This is a genomic window from Streptomyces sp. BF23-19 (assembly GCF_041106355.1).
GTDB classification, from domain to species: domain Bacteria; phylum Actinomycetota; class Actinomycetes; order Streptomycetales; family Streptomycetaceae; genus Streptomyces; species Streptomyces virginiae_A.
In genome coordinates this window covers 1-19,786 of the sequence record NZ_JBGBPT010000100.1, presented here as the reverse complement: position 1 = coordinate 19,786, position 19,786 = coordinate 1, and the positions used below count along the sequence as shown (strand labels likewise).

12 protein-coding genes and 2 pseudogenes are annotated in these 19,786 nt (G+C 65.8%); 10 read left to right on the top strand and 4 right to left on the bottom strand.

Annotated features, from left to right (window positions below; all coding sequences use genetic code 11):
- Positions 1-18: 18 nt before the first annotated feature.
- The 6 genes from AB8A24_RS37415 (at position 19) to AB8A24_RS37390 (ending at position 8,066) form a co-directional block, all read left to right on the top strand.
- Positions 19-2,157: an ATP-binding protein gene (locus AB8A24_RS37415; protein ID WP_369478712.1), complete on the top strand. Its 2,139-nt coding sequence runs from the start codon at positions 19-21 to the stop codon at positions 2,155-2,157.
- The gene (locus tag AB8A24_RS37410; RefSeq protein WP_331745827.1) at positions 2,154-4,457 is read left to right on the top strand and encodes a hypothetical protein; all 2,304 of its coding nucleotides are present in this window, start codon (positions 2,154-2,156) and stop codon (positions 4,455-4,457) included. The genes AB8A24_RS37415 and AB8A24_RS37410 overlap by 4 nt, the downstream gene beginning before the upstream one ends.
- A 283-nt stretch (positions 4,458-4,740) precedes the next feature.
- Positions 4,741-5,421: an RES domain-containing protein gene (locus AB8A24_RS37405; RefSeq protein WP_331745828.1), complete on the top strand. Its 681-nt coding sequence runs from the start codon at positions 4,741-4,743 to the stop codon at positions 5,419-5,421.
- Between the two features lie 477 nt (positions 5,422-5,898).
- Entirely contained in the window at positions 5,899-6,288 is a 390-nt protein-coding gene (locus AB8A24_RS37400; RefSeq protein WP_331745829.1) for an XRE family transcriptional regulator, read from the top strand.
- A 326-nt stretch (positions 6,289-6,614) separates the two neighbouring features.
- On the top strand, positions 6,615-6,785 hold the full coding sequence (locus AB8A24_RS37395; protein ID WP_369478711.1) for a hypothetical protein: 171 nt from the start codon (positions 6,615-6,617) through the stop codon (positions 6,783-6,785).
- A gap of 255 nt (positions 6,786-7,040) precedes the next feature.
- Entirely contained in the window at positions 7,041-8,066 is a 1,026-nt protein-coding gene (locus AB8A24_RS37390) for a helix-turn-helix domain-containing protein (protein ID WP_369478710.1), read from the top strand.
- A gap of 97 nt (positions 8,067-8,163) precedes the next feature.
- Here AB8A24_RS37390 and AB8A24_RS37385 read toward each other — a convergent pair whose 3' ends face one another.
- From AB8A24_RS37385 to AB8A24_RS37375, 3 genes and pseudogenes are all read right to left on the bottom strand, one after another.
- Positions 8,164-8,520, bottom strand: a complete 357-nt coding sequence (locus AB8A24_RS37385) for a hypothetical protein (protein WP_189965377.1) — start codon at positions 8,518-8,520, stop codon at positions 8,164-8,166.
- A 1,006-nt stretch (positions 8,521-9,526) separates the two neighbouring features.
- Positions 9,527-10,057, bottom strand: a complete 531-nt coding sequence (locus AB8A24_RS37380) for an SMI1/KNR4 family protein (protein ID WP_369478709.1) — start codon at positions 10,055-10,057, stop codon at positions 9,527-9,529.
- Between the two features lie 367 nt (positions 10,058-10,424).
- Positions 10,425-10,517: pseudogene (locus AB8A24_RS37375) on the bottom strand (IS5/IS1182 family transposase); the annotation flags it as partial.
- A 188-nt stretch (positions 10,518-10,705) separates the two neighbouring features.
- Here AB8A24_RS37375 and dnaE point away from each other — a divergent pair.
- Both dnaE and AB8A24_RS37365 read left to right on the top strand, forming a co-directional pair.
- The gene (gene dnaE, locus AB8A24_RS37370) at positions 10,706-14,266 is read left to right on the top strand and encodes a DNA polymerase III subunit alpha (RefSeq protein ID WP_369478708.1); all 3,561 of its coding nucleotides are present in this window, start codon (positions 10,706-10,708) and stop codon (positions 14,264-14,266) included.
- A gap of 4 nt (positions 14,267-14,270) precedes the next feature.
- Positions 14,271-14,612, top strand: a complete 342-nt coding sequence (locus AB8A24_RS37365; RefSeq protein WP_369478707.1) for a DUF6300 family protein — start codon at positions 14,271-14,273, stop codon at positions 14,610-14,612.
- A 372-nt stretch (positions 14,613-14,984) separates the two neighbouring features.
- Here the strand turns inward: AB8A24_RS37365 and AB8A24_RS37360 are convergent.
- Positions 14,985-15,802 (bottom strand): IS5 family transposase gene (locus AB8A24_RS37360; RefSeq protein WP_369478706.1). Its coding sequence is split into 2 segments (ribosomal slippage): positions 14,985-15,460 and positions 15,460-15,802, totalling 819 coding nucleotides; the frame shifts between segments, so codons are not numbered across the junction.
- A gap of 250 nt (positions 15,803-16,052) precedes the next feature.
- Between AB8A24_RS37360 and AB8A24_RS37355 the strand changes: the two genes are divergently transcribed.
- Together AB8A24_RS37355 and AB8A24_RS37350 are read left to right on the top strand one after the other, a co-directional pair.
- Positions 16,053-18,959, top strand: a complete 2,907-nt coding sequence (locus AB8A24_RS37355; RefSeq protein WP_369478705.1) for a hypothetical protein — start codon at positions 16,053-16,055, stop codon at positions 18,957-18,959.
- Positions 18,960-18,994: 35 nt separating this feature from the next.
- Positions 18,995-19,786, top strand: a pseudogene (locus AB8A24_RS37350) (hypothetical protein); the annotation flags it as partial.

Genomic DNA, 19,786 nt, shown 5'->3' with positions numbered 1-19,786 from the left:
GCCTGCAACACTAGTGAGATGCAACGCACGGGGGGCGAGGTTCAGAAGGAACCCGCATTAGCCGCAGTCGACGAGGACGACAGGGCCAAGCAGCGAACGCTGCTGACGGTCGCGGTCCGCAACTACGAGGACCTCGACGAGGACGAAGCGGACGAGTTCACCGCCGGGATCGACGAACAGCTCGAGGTCGTGGCCCAGTGGTGGGGCCCCAGCGGGCTGATACCAGGGTTTCAGCAGCTGCCGACGCCTGACCTGACCTGCCGCGAGGACGTGGAGGACCTGCTCCGCAGCGAAGACGTGCGGGAGATGCGCGGCCACGCACTGGTGGTCTTCATCACCGGACACGGCATCCCCGGTACCTCCGGCACACACTTCCTCAAGCTCCCGGAAACCGTGAAACGACGCAACCTGGCCACTGCCGTGCGCACCAGCGACATCGTCATGGCCGCACTGGACTCCCACGTCGAAAACGTGCTGGTGATCGTCAACGCCTGCTACGCGGCCAAGCTGAACACCGAACTCGACAGCCTCTTCAGAGAGGTCGGCCCGCACCGCCAGGAGCATTGCCAACTGGACGTGCTGGTCACCTGCGACCACAATCAGACCGTCGAGGTGCGCCGCTTCCCCACGACTCTCCGCAACGTGTTCGAACGACTGCAGCGGACCAAGACCGGCATCACCGAGCCGTACCTGAGCGTGGACGAGTTCAGGGCGGCCTACGCCGATGCCCTGCCCACCCGCGCCGACCGCAGGCGCTACCGGCTACGCCGCCTCGTCGACGGCAGCGGCCACGAACCCAGCCCCTGCCTGCCCAACCCCGGGTACGTGAACGTCCGCGGCCTGATCGGCGCGGAGCACCGGCAGGCGACGGCCGCGGACGGCTACTGGCTCGACCGCGCCACCGGCCGCACCCAGGAAAGCGACGCGGGATGGTACTTCCGTGGCCGGGGAGCTCTCAATCGCAAAGTGGCCGCGTTTCTGGGGCCACAGCGCCCGCGGGGCGTCCTGCTGGTCACCGGCAGCGCCGGCAGCGGCAAATCGGCTGTCGTCGCCCGAGCGGTGGTGCTCAGCGACCCCCACTTCCGCACCGACCCTCTTTACAAAACAGCCACCGAACTCGTCGACCCCGACGCGATTCCGCCCGAGGGTGCCGTGACCGCAGCGGTCCTCGCACATCGCCGGAACGCCGCAACAGTGACCTCCGACATCCTGCGCGCGCTGGGCACCACCCCCCATCCTCCGAGCCCGGCGGACGACCCGGTCCTGTGCTGGACGCAGCAACTGCAGGAGCTCGTGAGCAGCACCGGACACACGGTCACCCTGGTCATCGACGGGCTGGACGAGGCACTGGAGCGTCACCGCATCGTCCACGACGTACTGGCCCCGCTCAGCCAGTACTGCCAGCCTTCCTTACAGGTCCCCGTAGCCCGTCGGAAAGATGATCCGCAAGGTCCGCGGCCCGCCGTACGGCTGCTGATCGGAATCCGCTCCACCCGCCCCCCGACCGCGGACGGCACGCACCATGCCGGTGCCGACCACGGACTGCTGCAGGAGTTGAAGCAGGTGTTCCCTCTCGCGGAGGTGGAACGCACCGACGGCGAGGATGCCCAGCAGGGCATCGAGGACTACCTCTACGCGCTGATCAGTGCCGACGGCAACCAGGGCACGGCACGCAAGGCCGCCCAGCTGGTGGCGCCGGTGCTCTCCCCATGGTTCATCCATGCCCGGCTCGCCGGCGAACAGCTCCGCACCGTTCCCGACGCCGCTGCACTGGCCGGCCAGGAAACGTGGCAGGCGACGCTGCGGCAGGGGATCCGCGGACTGTTGGTAAGAGATCTGGAACTCGTCGAACGAGACGAGCCAGGCCTGCCCCGCGACATCGCCCTGGCCCTGCTGCGAGCATCGGCCTTCGCCCAGGGAGCGGGCGTCCCGTGGTCCGACGTCTGGCCCCAGATGGCCGGAGTCTTCCTACGACGACGACTGCCTGCCGAGGAATGGGACGCGGCAATCGTCAAGCTTCTCGCCGGCAGACTGAGCGGCTATCTCGCCCACGACCACGAGGACAACCGGCTGGTGTACCGGCCTGCCCACGAGGCTCTCGCCGACTTGCTCATGAACACCGAAGACGAACTGCTGGACCTGGGGAGCGTCCAGTGAGCGATCCCCTGGAGACCGGCCGGCACACCGAGATCCACCGCCAGATCGCAGCCGCCCTCGCAGAACTCGTTCCCGAGGATCCCAGCCTTCCGCCCCATCCCTACCTGCGCCGACACCTGGCCGAGCACGCCGCCCGCGGCCGCGTCCTCGACGACACCCACGTTCCGCCGACCCTGCTGCCCTGGGAGTCGAGCCTGACGGTACGCCGACTGCTCGCCGCAGACGATGCCGGTCCGACAGACAACCCGTGGCTTCGGGCGTGGGCGCGGCTGGAGCCGTTCTCGCGCTACCTGGACCCGCGCTCCCGCGCAACCAGCCTGCGCCTGGCCCACCACGCGGGCGAGGCCGCGGCCCACGAAAGCCGGCCCCAGGCGCCCGAGGCCTTTGCACAGGAACCGGTCACCCCGGTGTGGAGCGAGGGACGCGGCCCGGACAATGTATGGCTGGTGACCCGCTCCCGCGCCACCGCGCTCACCACGGTCGAAGGGGTCACAGGAAGGCGCGGCCCACTGGTGGTGGCGGGGGACGACCAGGGACAACTGCACGTGCTCCGCCGCGACGGGAGCGCCGCCCACGCACCGCTGCGTGTCCATGACGGAGCGATCACCCATCTGCTGGCCCTGCCCGGCGGCCACCTCGTGGCGACCGGCAGCACCGACGGGTCCGTGGCCGTCGTGGACACCCTGCAGGGGAGGGTCGCCTTCGAGGCCGTCCCCCGCCGCCCCCGCACCTGGGTCAGTTCTCTGGCCCTGTACCAACCGGCGGAACACACACCGGTTCTGCTGGCCGCGTTCAGCGACGGCCACCTGGCCGCACTGCACCCCGCCGTGTTCCGGCCCGTCGACGTCGCCCTACCACAGCTGCCGGACGTCGCCCCGCTGCTGTGTGCTCTCACCTCGCCCGGCGGAGAGCAACAGCTGCTGTTCACCCGCAACAACGAGGTGTACGGATTCGACGGGCGCACGACCCAGGAGCTCTCGCGGCACGACGCGCGGGTGCGGGCACTGGTCGCTCTGCCCACACCCGGGCAGTACGCCGTGGCCGACGAACGAGGACAGATCTCCGTGCACCGCACGGATCGCCCTGAAGAACCGGGCCCCCGGGTTCCGCACGGCCGAAGCACATCCGTCACCACCTTGATGGTGGCCGAGGTGGACGGACACCACCGACTCCTCTCGGCAGGAGGCGACGGCAGCGTACATCTATGGAGCCTGCCCGACCTGGCAGCCGTGGGCCGACCGCTGCCGGCGCACACCGAGTCGGTCACAGCACTGAGCCAGGTCGACTCGAACAGGCCACGGCTGATCACGAGCGGGGCCGACTGCACGGTGCGCAGCTGGCCGCTGACCACACAAACCTTCCAGGACGCCCCCAGGGTGCAGGAGCGCATTACCGCGAGCGCCCCATCCCCTTCCGTGCCCCACATCGTGGCCAGCGCACGCGCCCACGAGATCAGTGTGCTCGACATCCGCACCACCGAACGGAGGACGGTGCACACCGGCCACACGGCAACGGCACTGGCCTGGCCACGGGTGAACGGGAAGCTGTACCTGGCAGCCGCGCTGGAGGACAACCGCATCGTCCTGATGGACCACCGGCCCCCGGCAGACACACCGCCCCCACAGCCCGCGCACGAGCTGGCCGGGCACGACCTGCCCGCTCTGGCACTGGCGCCGCTACCGGGTGCCGACACCAACACCGATCTCCTGGCCAGCGGAAGCGCCGACGGGCGGGTGTGCCTGTGGGACCTGAGCACATCGGAACTCCTGGCCGAGTTCCCTGACCACCGGTTCAGCGTCCGGTGCCTTGCCACCCATCGCGGAAGGCGCGGCGCGCTCCTGGCCTCAGGCGGCAGCGACGGCAATGTGAGGCTGTGGAACCCGCAGCGCCTGGCCCAGCAGGGCCCCACCATCACATGCGGCCAGTACCTTGTGAACGACGTGGCCCTCGCGCCGGGCGACCAGGAACTGCTCGTGGCCAGTGCCGGGCAGGACGGCACCCTGAAAGTGTGGAACGCCGGCAGCGGCGAACAAACAGGCCAGTTCAGCCCTGGTGACGGCGAAATGCGTGCGGTGACCGCGCTCGCTCTCCCCTCCGGCCGCACCCTGTTCGCCGCGGCCGGCAAGACCGGCATCCACCTGTGGGACCCCTCGGCCAACAGACGGCTCCTGCAGATCGTCACCGGTGAGTCCGTCACGAACCTGGACACCATCCCCGACCGCGAGAGCGGCAGCACCCTGCTGTCAGCCACCGGGGAGACGTCCACCATGCTGTTCCGGCTGCACCATGACCGCATCTGAGCAGCCCGTGCGCCGTGGCGTGCGCCCGCGCACCGTGGATGCGCCCTCAGCCGTGAATCCAACTGCCCGGTAGAGCAGCCCGGGCCACGGAACAATGATCCGCCTGACGCCCGGGCGCGCGTCGTCTCGTACGACATTCCACAGCACAGACCCGCAAGCGAGGAGCCATGACCGCTGCCTTACCCCGAACCGCCGACCGCCCCACCGGCATGTCCCCAGCGACGGCCGGGCACGTGCCCCAGCCGTCTCCCGCTGCGGCCGGCCGAGACGGAGAGCGCCGGTGATGACCACACCTCCCGTCACTCTGATTCCCGCACCTGACGACGGCGTCTGGCGCCTGGGCTGGGCTCACGAGCCCATCAAGGTCAATCGGGTCGAGCCCGAAACGTTCAGCGGCTCGGCGGCAGGGCGCTTCAGCCTCTTCTCCTACGGCATGCTCTACTGCGCCAGCGCCCCGACCGGATGCTACGCCGAGGCTCTCGCCTACCACAGGGTTCAGTCAGAGGTTCGCGCGCTCATGAGAGATGCGGAGCCCAACTCCGATCTCATGAAGATCGGGGATCTTCCCGCCAGCTGGCGCGAGGCGCGCCTCCTGGTCCGGCTCAAGCCCGCGTCCGGTGCCAGATTCCTCGATGTCGACTCCGAGGCAACCAGGAAAATCCTCGCTGAGGCACTGCACAGCGAGTTCAGCAAATTGAACGTGACAGGTCCCCTGACCGATGAACACATCCATGGCAAGGACCGGCGCATCGCCCGGCAGATCTCAGCCTGGGCCGTCGCCCAGCGCAACGAGGACGGCCACCAACTGGTCCAAGGCGTCGCTTATCGCTCCGGGTACGGAGGCCGCCAGTGCTGGGCCATCCTGCACGACACCGAACTGAACGAAGTGGAACGCCGAACCATCCAGGTGGAAGACCCGGAACTCCAGGAAGTGGCACGTGAGTACGGGTTGACTCTCTGGTGAGGGGCTACGTCGACTGGCCGTACGCACCGTCCCTCGAACCGGTCACCCTTGCGCTGTACGTCACACCGCATCACATGTCAAAAATGCAGGTCAAGGACGTGCGTGCGTCAGCGAGGGGGAATCTGGGGGTGTTTTCATGCGGGAAAACCGTGGAATAAGCATGCCGTAAACAGCTACCATTGTCGCAACACCTAGGAGGGGGAACTACGTTGACGAGATCCATAGGCTGCTTACCCGGGCCTACTCTCACGCACGAGCAAGTCGCAACGAGCACGTCCTCGCACTTCTGCGCCTCCTCAAGGCCAAGACGGTGTGCTGCCCACCGCAGCGACCCGGACACCCGCACGCGCGGCATTCCCCGCCACCGCTGAGCAGTCCCCGGTCAGAACCACCACACCAGCCTTCACGTCCTAGCGGCGCACATCCCCCGCTCACCAACCACTCACCAGCAGTGAGCGGCGAGGGAAACGAGGAAACATGCAGACCCAACGAGCAGCCACCGACGAAGCAGCGAACCGCGCATACCGCGACACAGCCGAGCTGAAGATCACGGACATCGCGAGCTTCCTGCAAGAGCAATTCAGTCAGCGCGTCGTCGCACGCCTCGCCGGCATCGAAGACCCCAAGCAAGTCGGCCGCTGGATCCGAGGCCAGAACGAACCACGCTTCGACTCCGAGTTCCGGCTGCGCACCGCCTACCAGGTCTTCCGATACATCGAAGAGTGCGAGAACCGGCACGTGGCCCGCGCCTGGATGATGGGCATGAACCCCCAGCTCGAGGACGAGTCCCCACTGCTTGCCATCGCCGATGAGCGGTTCAAGGAAGTCATGGCCGCAGCCCGCTCCTACCGGCAGGGCGACCTCTGACCTACCGGCCCGAATGCCCGGTAGTGTCGCTCACCCGTGTCGCCGGATCACCCGCGAAGGCACAGACCTGGCGAACGACCCGAGGCGCCGGTCGGCGCATCACTGCGGGAACTCCGCAGTGATGCGTCGCATCCTGCAGCACTGACGGATCCGATCCGCCAACACGACTCCAGTCGACGGACCCAACGGAGCGCTCGGGCGGACCAAGAGCCAGCAAGCCCGTCCGGAGGTGTCGCAGCAGTGCCCCAGCAGGGCCCTGCCCACGTACACGCCGCTACAGGCTGCGTGCCGGCATACCCCCGTCGCAACTGGTCAAGAGTCCCCGCATGCCCGAGGAACCTGCCCAACTGGTCGATGCCATCACAACCGCAGTGCGGGACGGCGACGACCACCGCATCGCTCTCCTGCTCGACCGGCTCAAGCACGTGGCAGATCTTCCCGACCTGATACGGCTGCGGTACAGGCTCATCGGTTCGGTCGCTCGGCACAGATCGTGAGGTCGGGTCCAGCTCTCCTCATCACTGCCGCCGCTTCCCGACCCAGGGCCACCGTCAGGTTCCTGGCACACCCGCCTGGACTGTCCATCGCCAGCGGACCGCCGTTACCGGCTGGGGCACTTAGTCCGTGGTCTCGGTAGCTGTGCGGCGTGTGCGGATTTCCCGCCGGGCACGCCACGCGGGAGACCGAACCCTGATCCGACGATGATCCTTTCAATGCACCCTTGGGGTCGGTCGCAAGCAAGGGAGCACGGGATGTGGTCAGCGGTGTCATCAGGCGCGGTACCGGCGCGGGAACGATTCGACTGGTACGCCGACGTGATCTCGCGCGAGGTGATGCCCGCCGCGCTGAGCAGTGAACGGCCGGCCGACTTCCGGGGGGAGGCAGCCGTGCTGGACATGGGTGAGCTGCGTGTGGCGCGATTCGAGCTGTCGCCCCTGCGTTCGCAGCGCACGCCCGCAATGATCCGGCGCGGGGACCCGGAGCAGTATCAACTGGCGCTGGTGCGCAGGGGCACCACGTCGATGTCCCAGCACCGCCACGCGTGCACAGTAGGGGCCGGGGACCTCATGCTCTGGGACACCTCGCGCCCTTCCGACAACGAGATGCCCGCCGGAGGGGGGCCGGTCCGGGCAACGATCCTGATGCTTCCGCGGACGGTGTTACCCCTGCGTGCCCAGCGCCTGGACACAATGCTCGCTCGCCGGATACCCGGTGACCGAGGGATCTCGGCGGTCCTGGCGTCCTTCATGACCGCGCTCGAGGAACACGGCGGCGACTGCGGGCCTGAAGAATTGGGGCGTCTGAGCGCTGCTGCCGTCAGCCTGGCGGCGGCCTGCCTGGCCCAACATCTGGACTGCGGGGACCGTCTGCCCGCCGAGGTCCGCGCTCAGGTCCTGCGGCAGCAGATACACGCCTTCATCGAGTACAACCTCGGCGACCCGGAGCTGACGCCTGCAGCTGTCGCCGCTCGCCACAGCATCTCACTGCGCAGCCTCCACCAGCTTTTCCACGGCCAGGCGGAGGGTGTCCACGCCCGGATCCGCCGGCGCCGCCTGGAGCAGTGCCGGGCAGAGCTGGTCCGCTCGGGTCCCGGCGCGGACCAGGTACAAGCCATCGCGGCCCGCTGGGGCTTCAGCGGACCGGCGGTCTTCGCCCGGTCCTTCCGTGCGTCGTATGGAGTGAGCCCCACCGAGTTCCGGTCGCTGAGCGCCGACGCGTACTGCGAGAGGCGCAACGGGGCCGGCTACGGAGGAATGACGCGGCCCGGCAAAGAGTGACGGGCGCCCGGCGCGGACACGGGGGCCGGTCTGGCGGCCGTCCCCGCCGTCAATGGACCGGCGGGGACTGCCGCAGAAGGCCCGTCCGGCGGACGGGTCAGTTCCAGACTTCCCCGTAGAAGAACCCGCCCGTGCCCTTCAGGTAGTAGTGCTGGCCGTACAGCCCGCCGGTGCAGGCCTGCTGCCAGCGGTAGCCGTTGGTCGCGATGGAACCGACCATCACCCCGGTGTCGCCGTCCCAGAGCTCGGCGCGCCCCCACGAAGCCAGGGCGTTGTGCTTCCCGCCGAAGCAAACCTGGTGGCCGCTGTTGGACGCAATGCTGGCACTGGTACACATCGTGCCGCCCGAGGACGAGCACGAGGACGACGCGGCGCTCGCCGGGCCGGCGGTGATGAGCCCGAAGGCTGCCACGGCGGTCGCCGTCATAACGATCTGGCCAAGCCTCTTCTTCATGGTGGATCCCCCTGCATGCGGTCGAAGTCGATCGAACACTGGAGAGCCTATGAACCCGGTGCTGAGCACGCTGTGCAGCCAGCGCGGACTTCCTTGACGATCAGCGCAATGCCGCCGAGGCACAAGAGGTCTTCACACGGGAGACCCGGGCGCGCCTGACGTCGACCCCTGGCCCCGGCCCCCGCGAAGACTCCAGCGTCGACCAAACTGCGGCGCCAACGCGGAATCCGCGCCTGTAAAATCCGGCGTCTCCTGGAAGTGGCCAGCACTCGGCGCCGTCGTCGCCCTGAGCCTCGGCCTCGGCGGTCACGGCGATCGTTAAGCGCCGCCACCGTTGACCCCGGCTCGCCCGCCCCGGCCGGCGATGTGGGCAGTAGTCGGTGAGTTCTCGTCACGTGCGCTCCTGCCGCAGCCCTCACCGAGCAACTGACCATCTCCGCCGCTAACGCGCCGTTTGCCGCGCTGCGCGCCGCCAGGATGCTGAGCGGGTCGTCGCCCGGGCGGGCCGGGAGGCCGTCGGTGCTCTGCGCGACGACGGCGTGTCCCCCGAGACGGTGGTCACCGGACTCGGTACCACCTACTCCAAGGCCCTGTTCCTCCTCCTGACCGCCCAGGACCAGGACCGGTGACGACGCGTACCAAACAACAGCCCTGTTGGCTGCCGGCTTCGCCCGCGCGGACATCGGTTCTGTTGGGTTTCTGGACGTCTGCACCTTTCAGCCCTCGCGTGGCCGCCACGAACTCGAAGGCCGGCCCGGCGCAGAACAGCGCCAGACCCCTTCGTCGACGCAGGGCCCGCTCCCGATAGGTACATCCTGCACGGCTTCGCCGACGCGAGCTCGATGACGGCGGGACGGGGCAGCACGATGACCGCATAGGCGGAGCAGATCAGCAGGCCGTTCCGTGCCCCGGCCGCCGCGCCGTCGGGTGTATCAGCGGGTGCTGGGCTGGACCGCCCAGCACCCCGCCAGGCCGAGGGTGCCCGTGCCGGCAGAGCGCCTGATCGTCACACCGGACCGAGGCGGCGGAATTCATGTGTGGCCAGGGGGAACAATGAGGAGAGAACATTTGACTGCAACTCTCCCGTGAGGACGGACGCGAGGAATTGCGTGCACGATACGGGGAAATGTTCCCATCGATCGCTCACCTCGTTCACCATGACGGTCCATTCGTTCGGCTCAACGCCCGGAAGAACGAGCCAGTACAGGCATTCTCCGTTGTCCGTGGTCGCCCACGGGATGAGCACGGATCCCTCGGTCTCCAGTTCTGCCGGCTTCTTCTCGACCGTCCACAGGCCTTGCAGGTCTTCGAACTGGTACTTGGCCCACTTGAGGAGGTCGTAGTGCTTGTTGGGGCAGTCGGGCTCCAGGACATAGAGGTAGTCGTCCCAGTTGCTTCCTCCGTAGACGCCGATGAGTTCCTTGTAGTCGTCGGGGAGTTCGACTGCGAGGGCACGTTCGACCTCACCCCAATCCTTGTCGCGGGGCTGGCTCGGCGCCGGGGCGATTTCGAGGAGACGTGCAAGGGCGTTACTCATGGCGGGGGTCCTGTTCCTCAGGGTTAGCGAGTCCGGACGGACGGGATGATAATAGGCGGCAGGCGTCGGCGAGTCGCACCTGCTCGACTAATCCCGCAATTCCTTCGGCTGATTGGGAATGAATGCAGTGTTGCCTGATTCGGTTATTCCAGTGCTCCAGTGCTGGGTGAACTTGAAGCCATTCGATCCATAAGCCTCATCCTCGCGACGTTGGCCCGACAGGACGGCCGCCACCCCGCCTGCACAGCGACATCCCCGTCATGCACACCACCGCCCGCGCCTTCGAAGCCAGCTGGGGCCTCACCCCGATGTCACCCCTAGACCGCACTGCGCGCCGCCGCCCCGTCACCCGTGAGGCGGAGCCGGTCAGCCAGGACATGGTCCGCTCGATCACCCACCGGCGCCGTCCGAGCCGTTCCGATGACTCGACGCCCTTGCGGGCGATACGGACCCCGATCCGGGGCGTTTGACGATGACCGCAGCCCGGGGAGATCCGGCCATGCCCGCCGCTCTGCTGCACGAGCTGGTGACCGCTGTCCGGCGTCCTCCTGAGAGCTGTGAACGGGCCGAGGTGTGGGACGTCTTGGTGGGGTGAGGCGGACGTTAGGCTGGGGGCTTCCAGATCCCGTCCTCGGAGGTGCCTGCCCGGTGGCCGACAGCTTTGTTCACCTGCACAATCACACTGAGTACTCGATGCTCGACGGAGCTCAGCGGCTGAAGCCGATGTTCGCCGAGGTCGCCCGGCAGGGCATGCCCGCTATCGCCATGAGCGACCACGGGAACATGTTCGGAGCGTACGAGTTCCAGCAGGTGGCGAGCGGCTTCGACGGGGTCAAGCCGATCATCGGCATCGAGGCGTACGTCGCGCCCTCCTCCCGGCGGGGCCGCAAGCAGGAGTTCTGGGGCCCTGGCGGTCAGCGGGCCATGTCGGACGACGGCGAGGGCTCCAAGGACGTTTCCGGCGGCGGCCGTTTCACTCACATGACCATGTGGGCACGGAACGTCGAAGGCCTGCGGAACCTGTTCTTCATGTCGACCGAGGCTTCGTACACCGGTCAGTTCCCGTCCGGCAAGCCGCGCATGGACATGGAACTGATCTCAGAGCACGCCAGCGGGATCATCGCCACGACCGGATGCCCGTCGGGTGCGATCCAGACCCGTCTGCGGCTGAACCAGTACGACGAGGCGCGCGAGGTTGCCGCGTCCTATCAAGACATCTTCGGCAAGGAGAACTACTTCCTGGAGCTGATGGACCACGGCCTTGACCTGGAGCGCAATGTCCGCGGCGGACTGCTGCGCCTGGCGAAGGACCTCGGCATTCCGCTTCTCGCCACCAACGACGCTCACTATGTCCTCGAGGACCACGCGGATGCGCACGACAACCTGCTGTGCATCGGTGTGGGCAAGAACAAGGACGATCCGAACAGGTTCCGCTTCAACGGGTCCGGCTACTACCTGAAGACTGCCGAGCAGATGCGGGAGCTCTTCTCGGAGCTGCCCGAGGCCTGCGACAACACGCTTCTGATCGCCGAGCGCATCGAGTCCTATGACGAGGTGTTCGCCGAGAAGAACGAGATGCCTGACTTCCCCGATGTACCGGAGGGGGAGACCCAGGAGTCGTGGCTCCGCAGGGACGTGCTCAAGGGCCTGGAGATGCGATACGGCTCTCCGATCCCGGACGCGGTGATGGAACGGTTCGAGACCGAGATGAAGGTCATCGGTCCGATGGGGTTCTCCTCGTACTTCCTCGTCGTTGCGGACATCTGCAAGTACGCCCGCGACAACAAGATCCCCGTTGGGCCGGGCCGTGGATCGGCGACCGGCTCGATCGTCGCCTACGCGACACGCATCACCGAACTCTGCCCGCTCGAGCACGGACTGCTGTTCGAGCGATTCCTCAACCCTGAGCGCATCAACCCGCCGGACGTCGACCTCGACTTCGACGACCGCAAGCGCGACCAGATGGTCCGCTACGTCGTCGACAAGTACGGCGACGAGTTCACCGCCATGGTGAACACCTTCGGCAAGCTCAAGGCCAAGAACGCCATCAAGGACACCTCCCGCCTGCTGGGCTACCCCTTCGCCCACGGTGAGCGCATCACGAAGGCCTGGCCGCCGGACGTGATGGGCAAGGGCATGCCCATCACCGGGCTCTTCGACTCGTCGCACCCGCGGTACAGCGAGGCCGGCGAAGCCCGCACGATGTACGAGAACGAACCGGACGTGAAGAAGGTCATCGACGGCGCGCTCGGCGTCGAGGGCCTTATCCGGAACACCGGTGTCCACGCGGCCGCGGTCATCCTCTCCAAGACCAAACTCACCGACCGGATCCCGCTGCACATGCGGGCCAAGGACGGCGTCAAGATCACCGGCTTTGACTACCCCAGTTGCGAGAACATGGGGCTGGTCAAGATGGACTTCCTCGGTCTACGCAACCTGGGTGTCATCGACCAGGCCATCCAGAACGTCCGTGAGAACCGCGGCCTCGACCTGTCCACCGAGACGATCCCGCTGGACGACAAGAAGACGTACGAGCTCCTCGCCAGCGGCGACACCTTCGGTGTCTTCCAGCTCGACGGCGGCGGCATGCGCACCCTCCTTAAGCTGATGGAACCCACCCGCTTCGAGGACATCGCAGCAGCTCTCGCCCTCTACCGCCCCGGCCCGATGGCAGCGAACGCGCACACGAACTACGCACACCGCAAGAACGGCCGGCAGGAGATCGCCCCGATCCACCCGGACCTGCGCGAACCCCTGGAGCCGATCCTCGGCACGACATTCCACCTGCTGGTCTACCAAGAGCAGATCATGGCCATCGCGCGCCAGCTCGCCGGCTACACCCTCGGCGGCGCCGACCTACTCCGCCGCGCGATGGGTAAGAAGAAGCCGGAAGTACTGGCAGCCGAGTGGGACAAGTTCCACGGCGGCATGAAGGAGAACGGCTACTCCGAGGAGGCCATCAAGGCCCTGTGGGACGTCATGCTGCCCTTCTCGGGGTACGCGTTCAACAAGTCCCACACGGCCGGCTACGGCCTGGTCTCGTTCTGGACGGCCTACCTCAAGGCGAACTTCCCCGCCGAGTACATGGCAGCCCTGCTCACCTCCGTCGGCGACGACAAGGACAAGGCCGCGATCTACCTTGCCGACGCCCGCAAGGGAGGCGTGAATGTGCTCCAGCCGGACATCAACGAGTCCGTTGCCGAGTTCACCGCCATCGGCGAGGACGTCCGGTTCGGACTGAAATCCGTGCGGAACGTCGGCGAGGGCGTCATCGAGTCCCTCGTCACCTCACGCAAGAAGCAGGGCAAGTACACCTCCTTCGCCGACTTCCTCGACAAGTCGGAGATCGGGGCCCTCAACAAGCGAGCCGTGGAATCCCTGATCAAGGCGGGTGCCTTCGACTCCCTCGGCCACACCCGCAAGGGCCTCTCTGCCGTCCACGAGGACGCGATCGACGCGATCATCCCCGTGAAGAAGGCCGAGGCCTACGGCCAGGACGACCTCTTCGCCAGCATGGACAGCACAGACGACACCCCGGCCTTCGGCCTGGACTTCCCGATCAGCGAAGAAGAGTGGCCGCGCAAGCAGCTCCTAGCCACCGAACGGGAGATGCTCGGCCTGTACGTCTCCGCGCACCCGCTGGACGGCACGGAGCACATCCTGTCCCGCAACCGGGACACCACGATCACCGAGATCATGGCGTCAGGCCAGGAAGGACCGGTCAAGATCGCGGGACTGATCACTTCCGTCGACCGGAAGATGACCAAGCAGGGCAACGCCTGGGCCGCGGTCACGCTCGCCGACCGAGACGCCGCCATCGAGATCTGCTTCTTCCCAGCCACCTACCAACTCGTCGGCCATGCCCTGATCCCCGACAGCGTCATCTCCGTCTCGGGCCGCGCGCAGGACCGGGACGGCAGCATGAACATCATCGGTTCGGAGATCGCGGAGCTCGATGTGTCCTCCGCCGAGAGCGGCAGGAAGCCACCAGTCCTCCTGTCGTTCCGGTCCCACAAGATGCACGAGAAGACGGTCCGGGAATTGCGACGCATCCTCAAGGCCCACCCCGGTGAGAGCCCGGTCCGCATGCGGGTGCAGACACCGGACAAGACCATCGTCTACGAGCTCGGTTTCCTGGTGGACCCTCCCTCGGTCGCATCCGACATCAAGGGCACGTTCGGGCCCGACGCCTGGCAGGGTGTGGCCTGACCCCGTGGAACTCGACATCGAGATCAACCTCGACGATCTCCCCGCGTGCGCCGGGTGTGCTGGGCAGCCCCTCTTAACGGCCCGCTTCCCCCACTCCTGGCTGAACACCAGAGGCGATCAGGTCACAGGGGTACGCGAGGTGGCACTGTGCCCGCAGTGCCACCGAGGTTCTCCGGCGGCCGATGAACTGCAGGCGCTGTTTGCTGTCGATGAGCAGGTTGGCCTAGCCAACGCCGAGATCTTCGCCGCCCTGGTTGGTGCATGGGTGAATGAGAGACGACAGAGATCCACGGACTCTCGTGCCTCGGCGGAGGAGTGGAATCTGTGGCGGCAGGGGGATCTGTAGCGTTGGGAAGAGTCTGGAACCCGTAAGCGGGTTCCAGACGCCCCCTGCCACTTTGGCGGTTACTCCTCGGAGCTTTCGTCCGTCACGTCATCCGGCACCCGAATGTCCCCGTCGTCGTCTTCGACGGCACTGTCCGCCGCAGTGGCAACTCGCATATCAGTGCGCTGTGTTCCCAACCGTTTCCACCTCCTCCATGGCGCGATCGCCGCCAGTATGACGATGATCCGATCGCTCAGAGGTGGTCTTTACTCAGTGCTTTGCCCTTGAGCAGCCGCTCGCAGACCCAAGCGGTCTCCGTCGTCAGACTGACATGCCCACACAAACCGGCCGGCGAGACCAGAGCTGCGACTGCTGCATGCTTAAGACCGTGTCCTATGTGGTGAGGCGGACGAGGCGCTTGTAGCAGCAGAGGGCGGCTGCCAGTCCGAGGAATGCCAGGTAGTTGCGGGGGTGGCGTTCGTAGCGGTGGTTGAGGCGGCGGTAGCCGGTCAGCCAGGACATGGTTCGCTCGATCACCCACCTGCGCCGTCCGAGGCGTTCTGATGACTCGATGCCTTTGCGGGCGATGCGGACACCGATCCGTTTGCCACGCAGCCATTTCCGCAGTTCAGGTATGTCGTAGGCCTTGTCGGCATGCAGGCGTTGGGGCTTGAAGTGGCGGCCGCGGTGGGGGTCGTGTCTCGTTTGGTGACCGAGGACCATGGGCTTCAGGGCTTGGCTGTCGTGGGTGTTGGCCGCGGTGACGCCGACAACGAGGGGCAGTCCGTTCGCGTCCGACAGGACGTGCATCTTGGAGCCCGGCTTACCCCGGTCCACGGGGCTCGGACCTGTGAGTTCGCCCCCTTTTTAGCCCTCACGTGGGCCGAGTCGAGGACTGCGCGGGACAGGTCGAGGAGGCCTGCGTCCTCGAGGCGGTACAGGATCTCCTCGTGCAACCGGCCCCAGACCCCGGCCCTCGACCAGATCAGGAACCGGCGATGCGCCGTCGACTTCGATATCCCGAAGCAGGGCGGCAGTGCCCGCCAGGCACAACCGCTGACCAGTACGTAGATGATCGCCGCGAACAGCGTCTCATCAGGCGTGTCCTGCGTGCCTCCGCCCTGCGGCCGCACCCGAGACTGCGGGATCAACGGCTCCGCAATCTCCCACAACCCGTCAGGAACAATCCAACTCCACGTACCCCGCCCCATACCGAAGTCAACGACGCCTCACCACATAGGACACGGTCTTAGCTGATGATCAACTACCGCCGCCGTGTTTGGGTCGGCTGCCGCTACGGGGCTGACCTACGCACGCCTGTTCGTCTTGCGGTACCGGATCGAAGGGGCCTGGTGGAGCTCTGCCGAAAAGAGCAGATGAAGATCGGCGGCTGCCAGCGTAACGTGGAATCAGGCAAGGAACACGCGTTGAGCCCGCCCACGTCAACCCGAGGAATTCGGCATGGCTGCTCCGCTACGTCTGGCCGTGGTGCCGATGCTGGCCCCGACCGCACCGCGCTTGACACACCTGACCAAATCCTTCGTGGAAACGGTCATGATCTCCGTTCGCGACTACTACCAAAGGCAGTCGAGCGGTCGGGCGAACTGGTCCTACGAGGTATTCGACTGGTATCGGATGCCCATACCGCAAGTCGAGTTCGAAAAGCTGGGGCCAGGACTTGGGGACAGGGCACTCCCACTGCTGGCACGTGATATCAGTCTGAACGCCTCACAGTTCACGCACTTTGCTTTCATTCTGGATCATGAAGGGGTAGGTCAGGGAGGTGCATGGTTTCCGCAGCTCGACCAGATAAAGTACCTTCACATCGGCGCCCCTGATCTGTCGCCAAGTCTCCTGGAGCACGAGCTTGGTCACATGTTCGGGCTCGGTCACGCAAACCTGGATCTGTTTCCGAGTGCGCCAGCTGAGTACGAGGACTACTTCTGCGTGATGGGCAGCACGGGCGTATACGGCTTTGCGGACAAGGCGATTAGCTTCAAGTCCGACTTCGGCGACCCCGACTGGTTCCTCTGTACCCAGTGTGGCACGGCCTTCCGGGAGAGGGCCGGGGATGTGAGCCTGTGCCCGGGGGCACCACCCGGTACTGCGGGCCACAGGGCCGATCCTGAGTTGAATTACAACCCGCGCCACGAACCGCCGACCTCGTCATCGGACGAAGAATCGTCCTGGCGCTTGTGCGGCAACTGCGGTGCAATCTTCTACCATGGTGCGGCGGACCACGGTCATTGCCCTGTGGGCGGCGGGCACAAACCGTCCACCGACGGCACACCGTCGTTGATCCTGCGATACGGCAGCCCGCCGATCAAAGCCGAAAGGGGCAACTGGCAGCAGTGCGTCAAATGTCGCGTGCTGTACAAGACCGACGCAGCCGGCAGGAGATGTACCGTTACTGTCCCCACGGCGGAACATGAGCCGGTACCTGCCGGGCACGTTTACGTATTGCCCATTGATGGCGACAACAATCTGTCCGGTCCTGGTTTTTGCGCACCGATGCTGGAAGCGGCGGGGTGGCTCGATCCAGCAGTCCACGGCGCCGACATCGGGGCACAGTTGGTCAATCGGCCGGGTTCGACCGAGGTCGAGCTGATGTGGCTGCGCGGTGTACCTGCCGCTGGACCCGTGCAAGCCCTTGTCTACGCCTACGCCGAGGGCCTTGCTGCCGGGCGCATCTACGTCGAGTTCCGCGGCGCGGGCGGCGATGACGATGTCAAGTTGCCGCAGTCGTCTCCGGGCACGTCAGGCTGGGTGCTTGTCCATGTGCAACAACCGGGAAACCAGGCACACTTGCTCGCCCGGCTCTCCTCGGTGACTGGAGCGAGTGCATATGTCCAGTACGCTGATCTGCACGTCAGGGTGATCGCAGAGCCATCATTCAACCGTGTCAGGCTTGGCATCACGAGCGGCGCGCGTGCAGGCTGGCCAGCCCAACACCTGACGTCAAAGACCGTGTTGCAGGAACTCAGCGAGGTTCGACCGGCGATCGCGTCGGGTACGGCTTATGTCGCCCTCGCATGGACCGGCACTGACGATCACCTCAACTCGGCGATTTCCGCGGACGGCGGCCGTACGTTCGCACCTAAAATGCACCCGGTTGAAAAATCGGGGAACCCCCCTTCTCTCGCCGGTGGGGATCTGTACATCGCCTGGACCGGAATAGACAAGCGACTCAATGTCGGTGAGCTCTTCGGCGTGTTCGCCATGGGCGGCCCAGTGACGCTTCCCGAGACGAGTGACTTCGGTCCTGCGCTCGCCCGTGACCGGGACGGAAAGCTGTTCCTGGCGTGGACCGGCGAAGACAACTCGTTGAACATGATCCTTTCCACGGACGACGGATGGACGTGGATCGGGAAGGAGACGTTCGGTCTGAAGTCGAACGGCCGCCCAGCGCTTGCGTCCGATCCGACCCAGGACCGCATGTTCCTAGCTTGGCGCACGGAAGAGGACCTCCAAGCAGCAGAAGTGAAGTTGAGAATAGATGAGGACATGCCCGAGGGAAGTCCTGGACGGTACGCCATTGCGCTGGGGGAAATCCTCACTCCAAATGAAATCAGCGAGGATGCCCCCTCTCTTGCCGTTCACGACCATCGGTTCTATCTCGGCTGGACGGGGACCGACGAGACTCTCAATCTCAGCGGACCGATGTTCACTCCGGCACTGCCTGCCAAACGGGTCCTCGCCCCCGAGCGTTCAGAGAACGACATCGATCTGACCGCGCACGAGGACACCGTCGTCGTCGGTTGGACCGGCACGGACGAGACCTTGAACGTCGGGATCATGGACATGGGTTCCCGAGGCCGTCGGCTGGATGACCTCCAAACAGGCGCGACACACATGGTGGCGCTTCCGACCACAACGGGGGTCTCCTTCCAGACCGGATCGATGATCGGTGGGTCACGTCGGGTCCGCATCCTCAACAGGCACAGGACGGCACGGGCGGAAGTCGACCTGTGGGCGATGTTCGACAGAGGACTTGAACTACAACTGGAGAAGAACCATGGCGGCGCCACGCTTGAGCTCACCTATGGCCCTACCGACGACGCGGCCGTGCCGGCGCTCGGGCTCGATCTGACGCAGGGAGGCGCCGACCGTCTGCGAGTCAACATCTCCCAGCTCGGTGGCGCTGGGCTCAACATCGATGCGTGGCTGGTCACCCAAAGCAGGATTTCGATAGCAACTTCCTATGTCAGCGTACGGGGCCCTGTCGACTTCCTCTTCGTCGACTTCGATCAGGACTTGCTGTCCAACGTCGACCGACTCATATTGAAGTTCGAAGTGTTCCGCAGTACCGCTGAGAAACCTACCCTGGTGATCGACAGCATCGAAGCTCGTGGCCCGGCGGACGGCTAGGCCTCAGAGTGCATCCAGTAGATAAGGGCAGGCCGATGGTCGACATCACAATCGACACTAGCGCCTTGAGCTACACCAAGTTTACGATCCCCGAGCGTGGTCCGGAAGTGCTCGACGGGGCCGCAGCGCCAACGCTTTCGCTCCTGCCGGGGACTTACAACTTTGTTCAGAGTGAATTGGGCGAACCAGGTTTCCGCTTCGAAGTGACCGACGGGGGCGTGGTCACGTATGACCCGGGAAGTGAGACGTTCCTGGACGGTAAGGGGACGCGGGATGTGGTGGTCCGTGGTTTTCCGCTGGAAATAAATACCAGTGCACTCAGTGAAGATCTGGGGCTCCGGGTAACGGGTCGACCCACTCTTGGGCGCGGATCGCACAATCTCAAGCTGGTACCTGGCCGTTATGGCTTCTTCCTGGCGCTGGGGGTGTCCGACCTTGAATTCCGCTTGGGTGCCGATGGGCAGGTCGCGGTGCCGCCTGCGCATGCCGGGTACGCCTCGGGCAACGGAAGCACACTGGAAATCCGGGGCTATACGGTTACCTTTGACTTCCGCCAACTGTCACATGACTTGCGGCCAGAACTACTCGGAAACAGTACTGTCCTGTCGCGTACGACAACCCAGCAATTGACCCTGACCCCGTGCTCGACGTACAGATTCACCCTCGCAATCGGCTATGCGGAATTGGTGTACGCCCTCACTCCGGAAGGGCAGGTCACGGTACCGCCTGCCCATGCCGGATACGCCTCGGGCAACGGAAGCACACTGGAAATCCGGGGCTATACGGTTACCTTTGACTTCCGCCAACTGTCACATGACTTGCGGCCA

Excerpts from the sequence above, each read along its gene's own strand:
- AB8A24_RS37415 (WP_369478712.1), top strand. The coding sequence starts at position 19 with ATGCAACGCACGGGGGGCGAGGTTCAGAAGGAACCCGCATTAGCCGCA.
- AB8A24_RS37405 (WP_331745828.1), top strand. The coding sequence starts at position 4,741 with ATGACCACACCTCCCGTCACTCTGATTCCCGCACCTGACGACGGCGTC.
- AB8A24_RS37400 (WP_331745829.1), top strand. The coding sequence starts at position 5,899 with ATGCAGACCCAACGAGCAGCCACCGACGAAGCAGCGAACCGCGCATAC.
- AB8A24_RS37395 (WP_369478711.1), top strand. The coding sequence starts at position 6,615 with ATGCCCGAGGAACCTGCCCAACTGGTCGATGCCATCACAACCGCAGTG.
- AB8A24_RS37390 (WP_369478710.1), top strand. The coding sequence starts at position 7,041 with ATGTGGTCAGCGGTGTCATCAGGCGCGGTACCGGCGCGGGAACGATTC.
- AB8A24_RS37385 (WP_189965377.1), bottom strand. The coding sequence starts at position 8,520 with ATGAAGAAGAGGCTTGGCCAGATCGTTATGACGGCGACCGCCGTGGCA.
- AB8A24_RS37380 (WP_369478709.1), bottom strand. The coding sequence starts at position 10,057 with ATGAGTAACGCCCTTGCACGTCTCCTCGAAATCGCCCCGGCGCCGAGC.
- AB8A24_RS37355 (WP_369478705.1), top strand. The coding sequence starts at position 16,053 with ATGGCTGCTCCGCTACGTCTGGCCGTGGTGCCGATGCTGGCCCCGACC.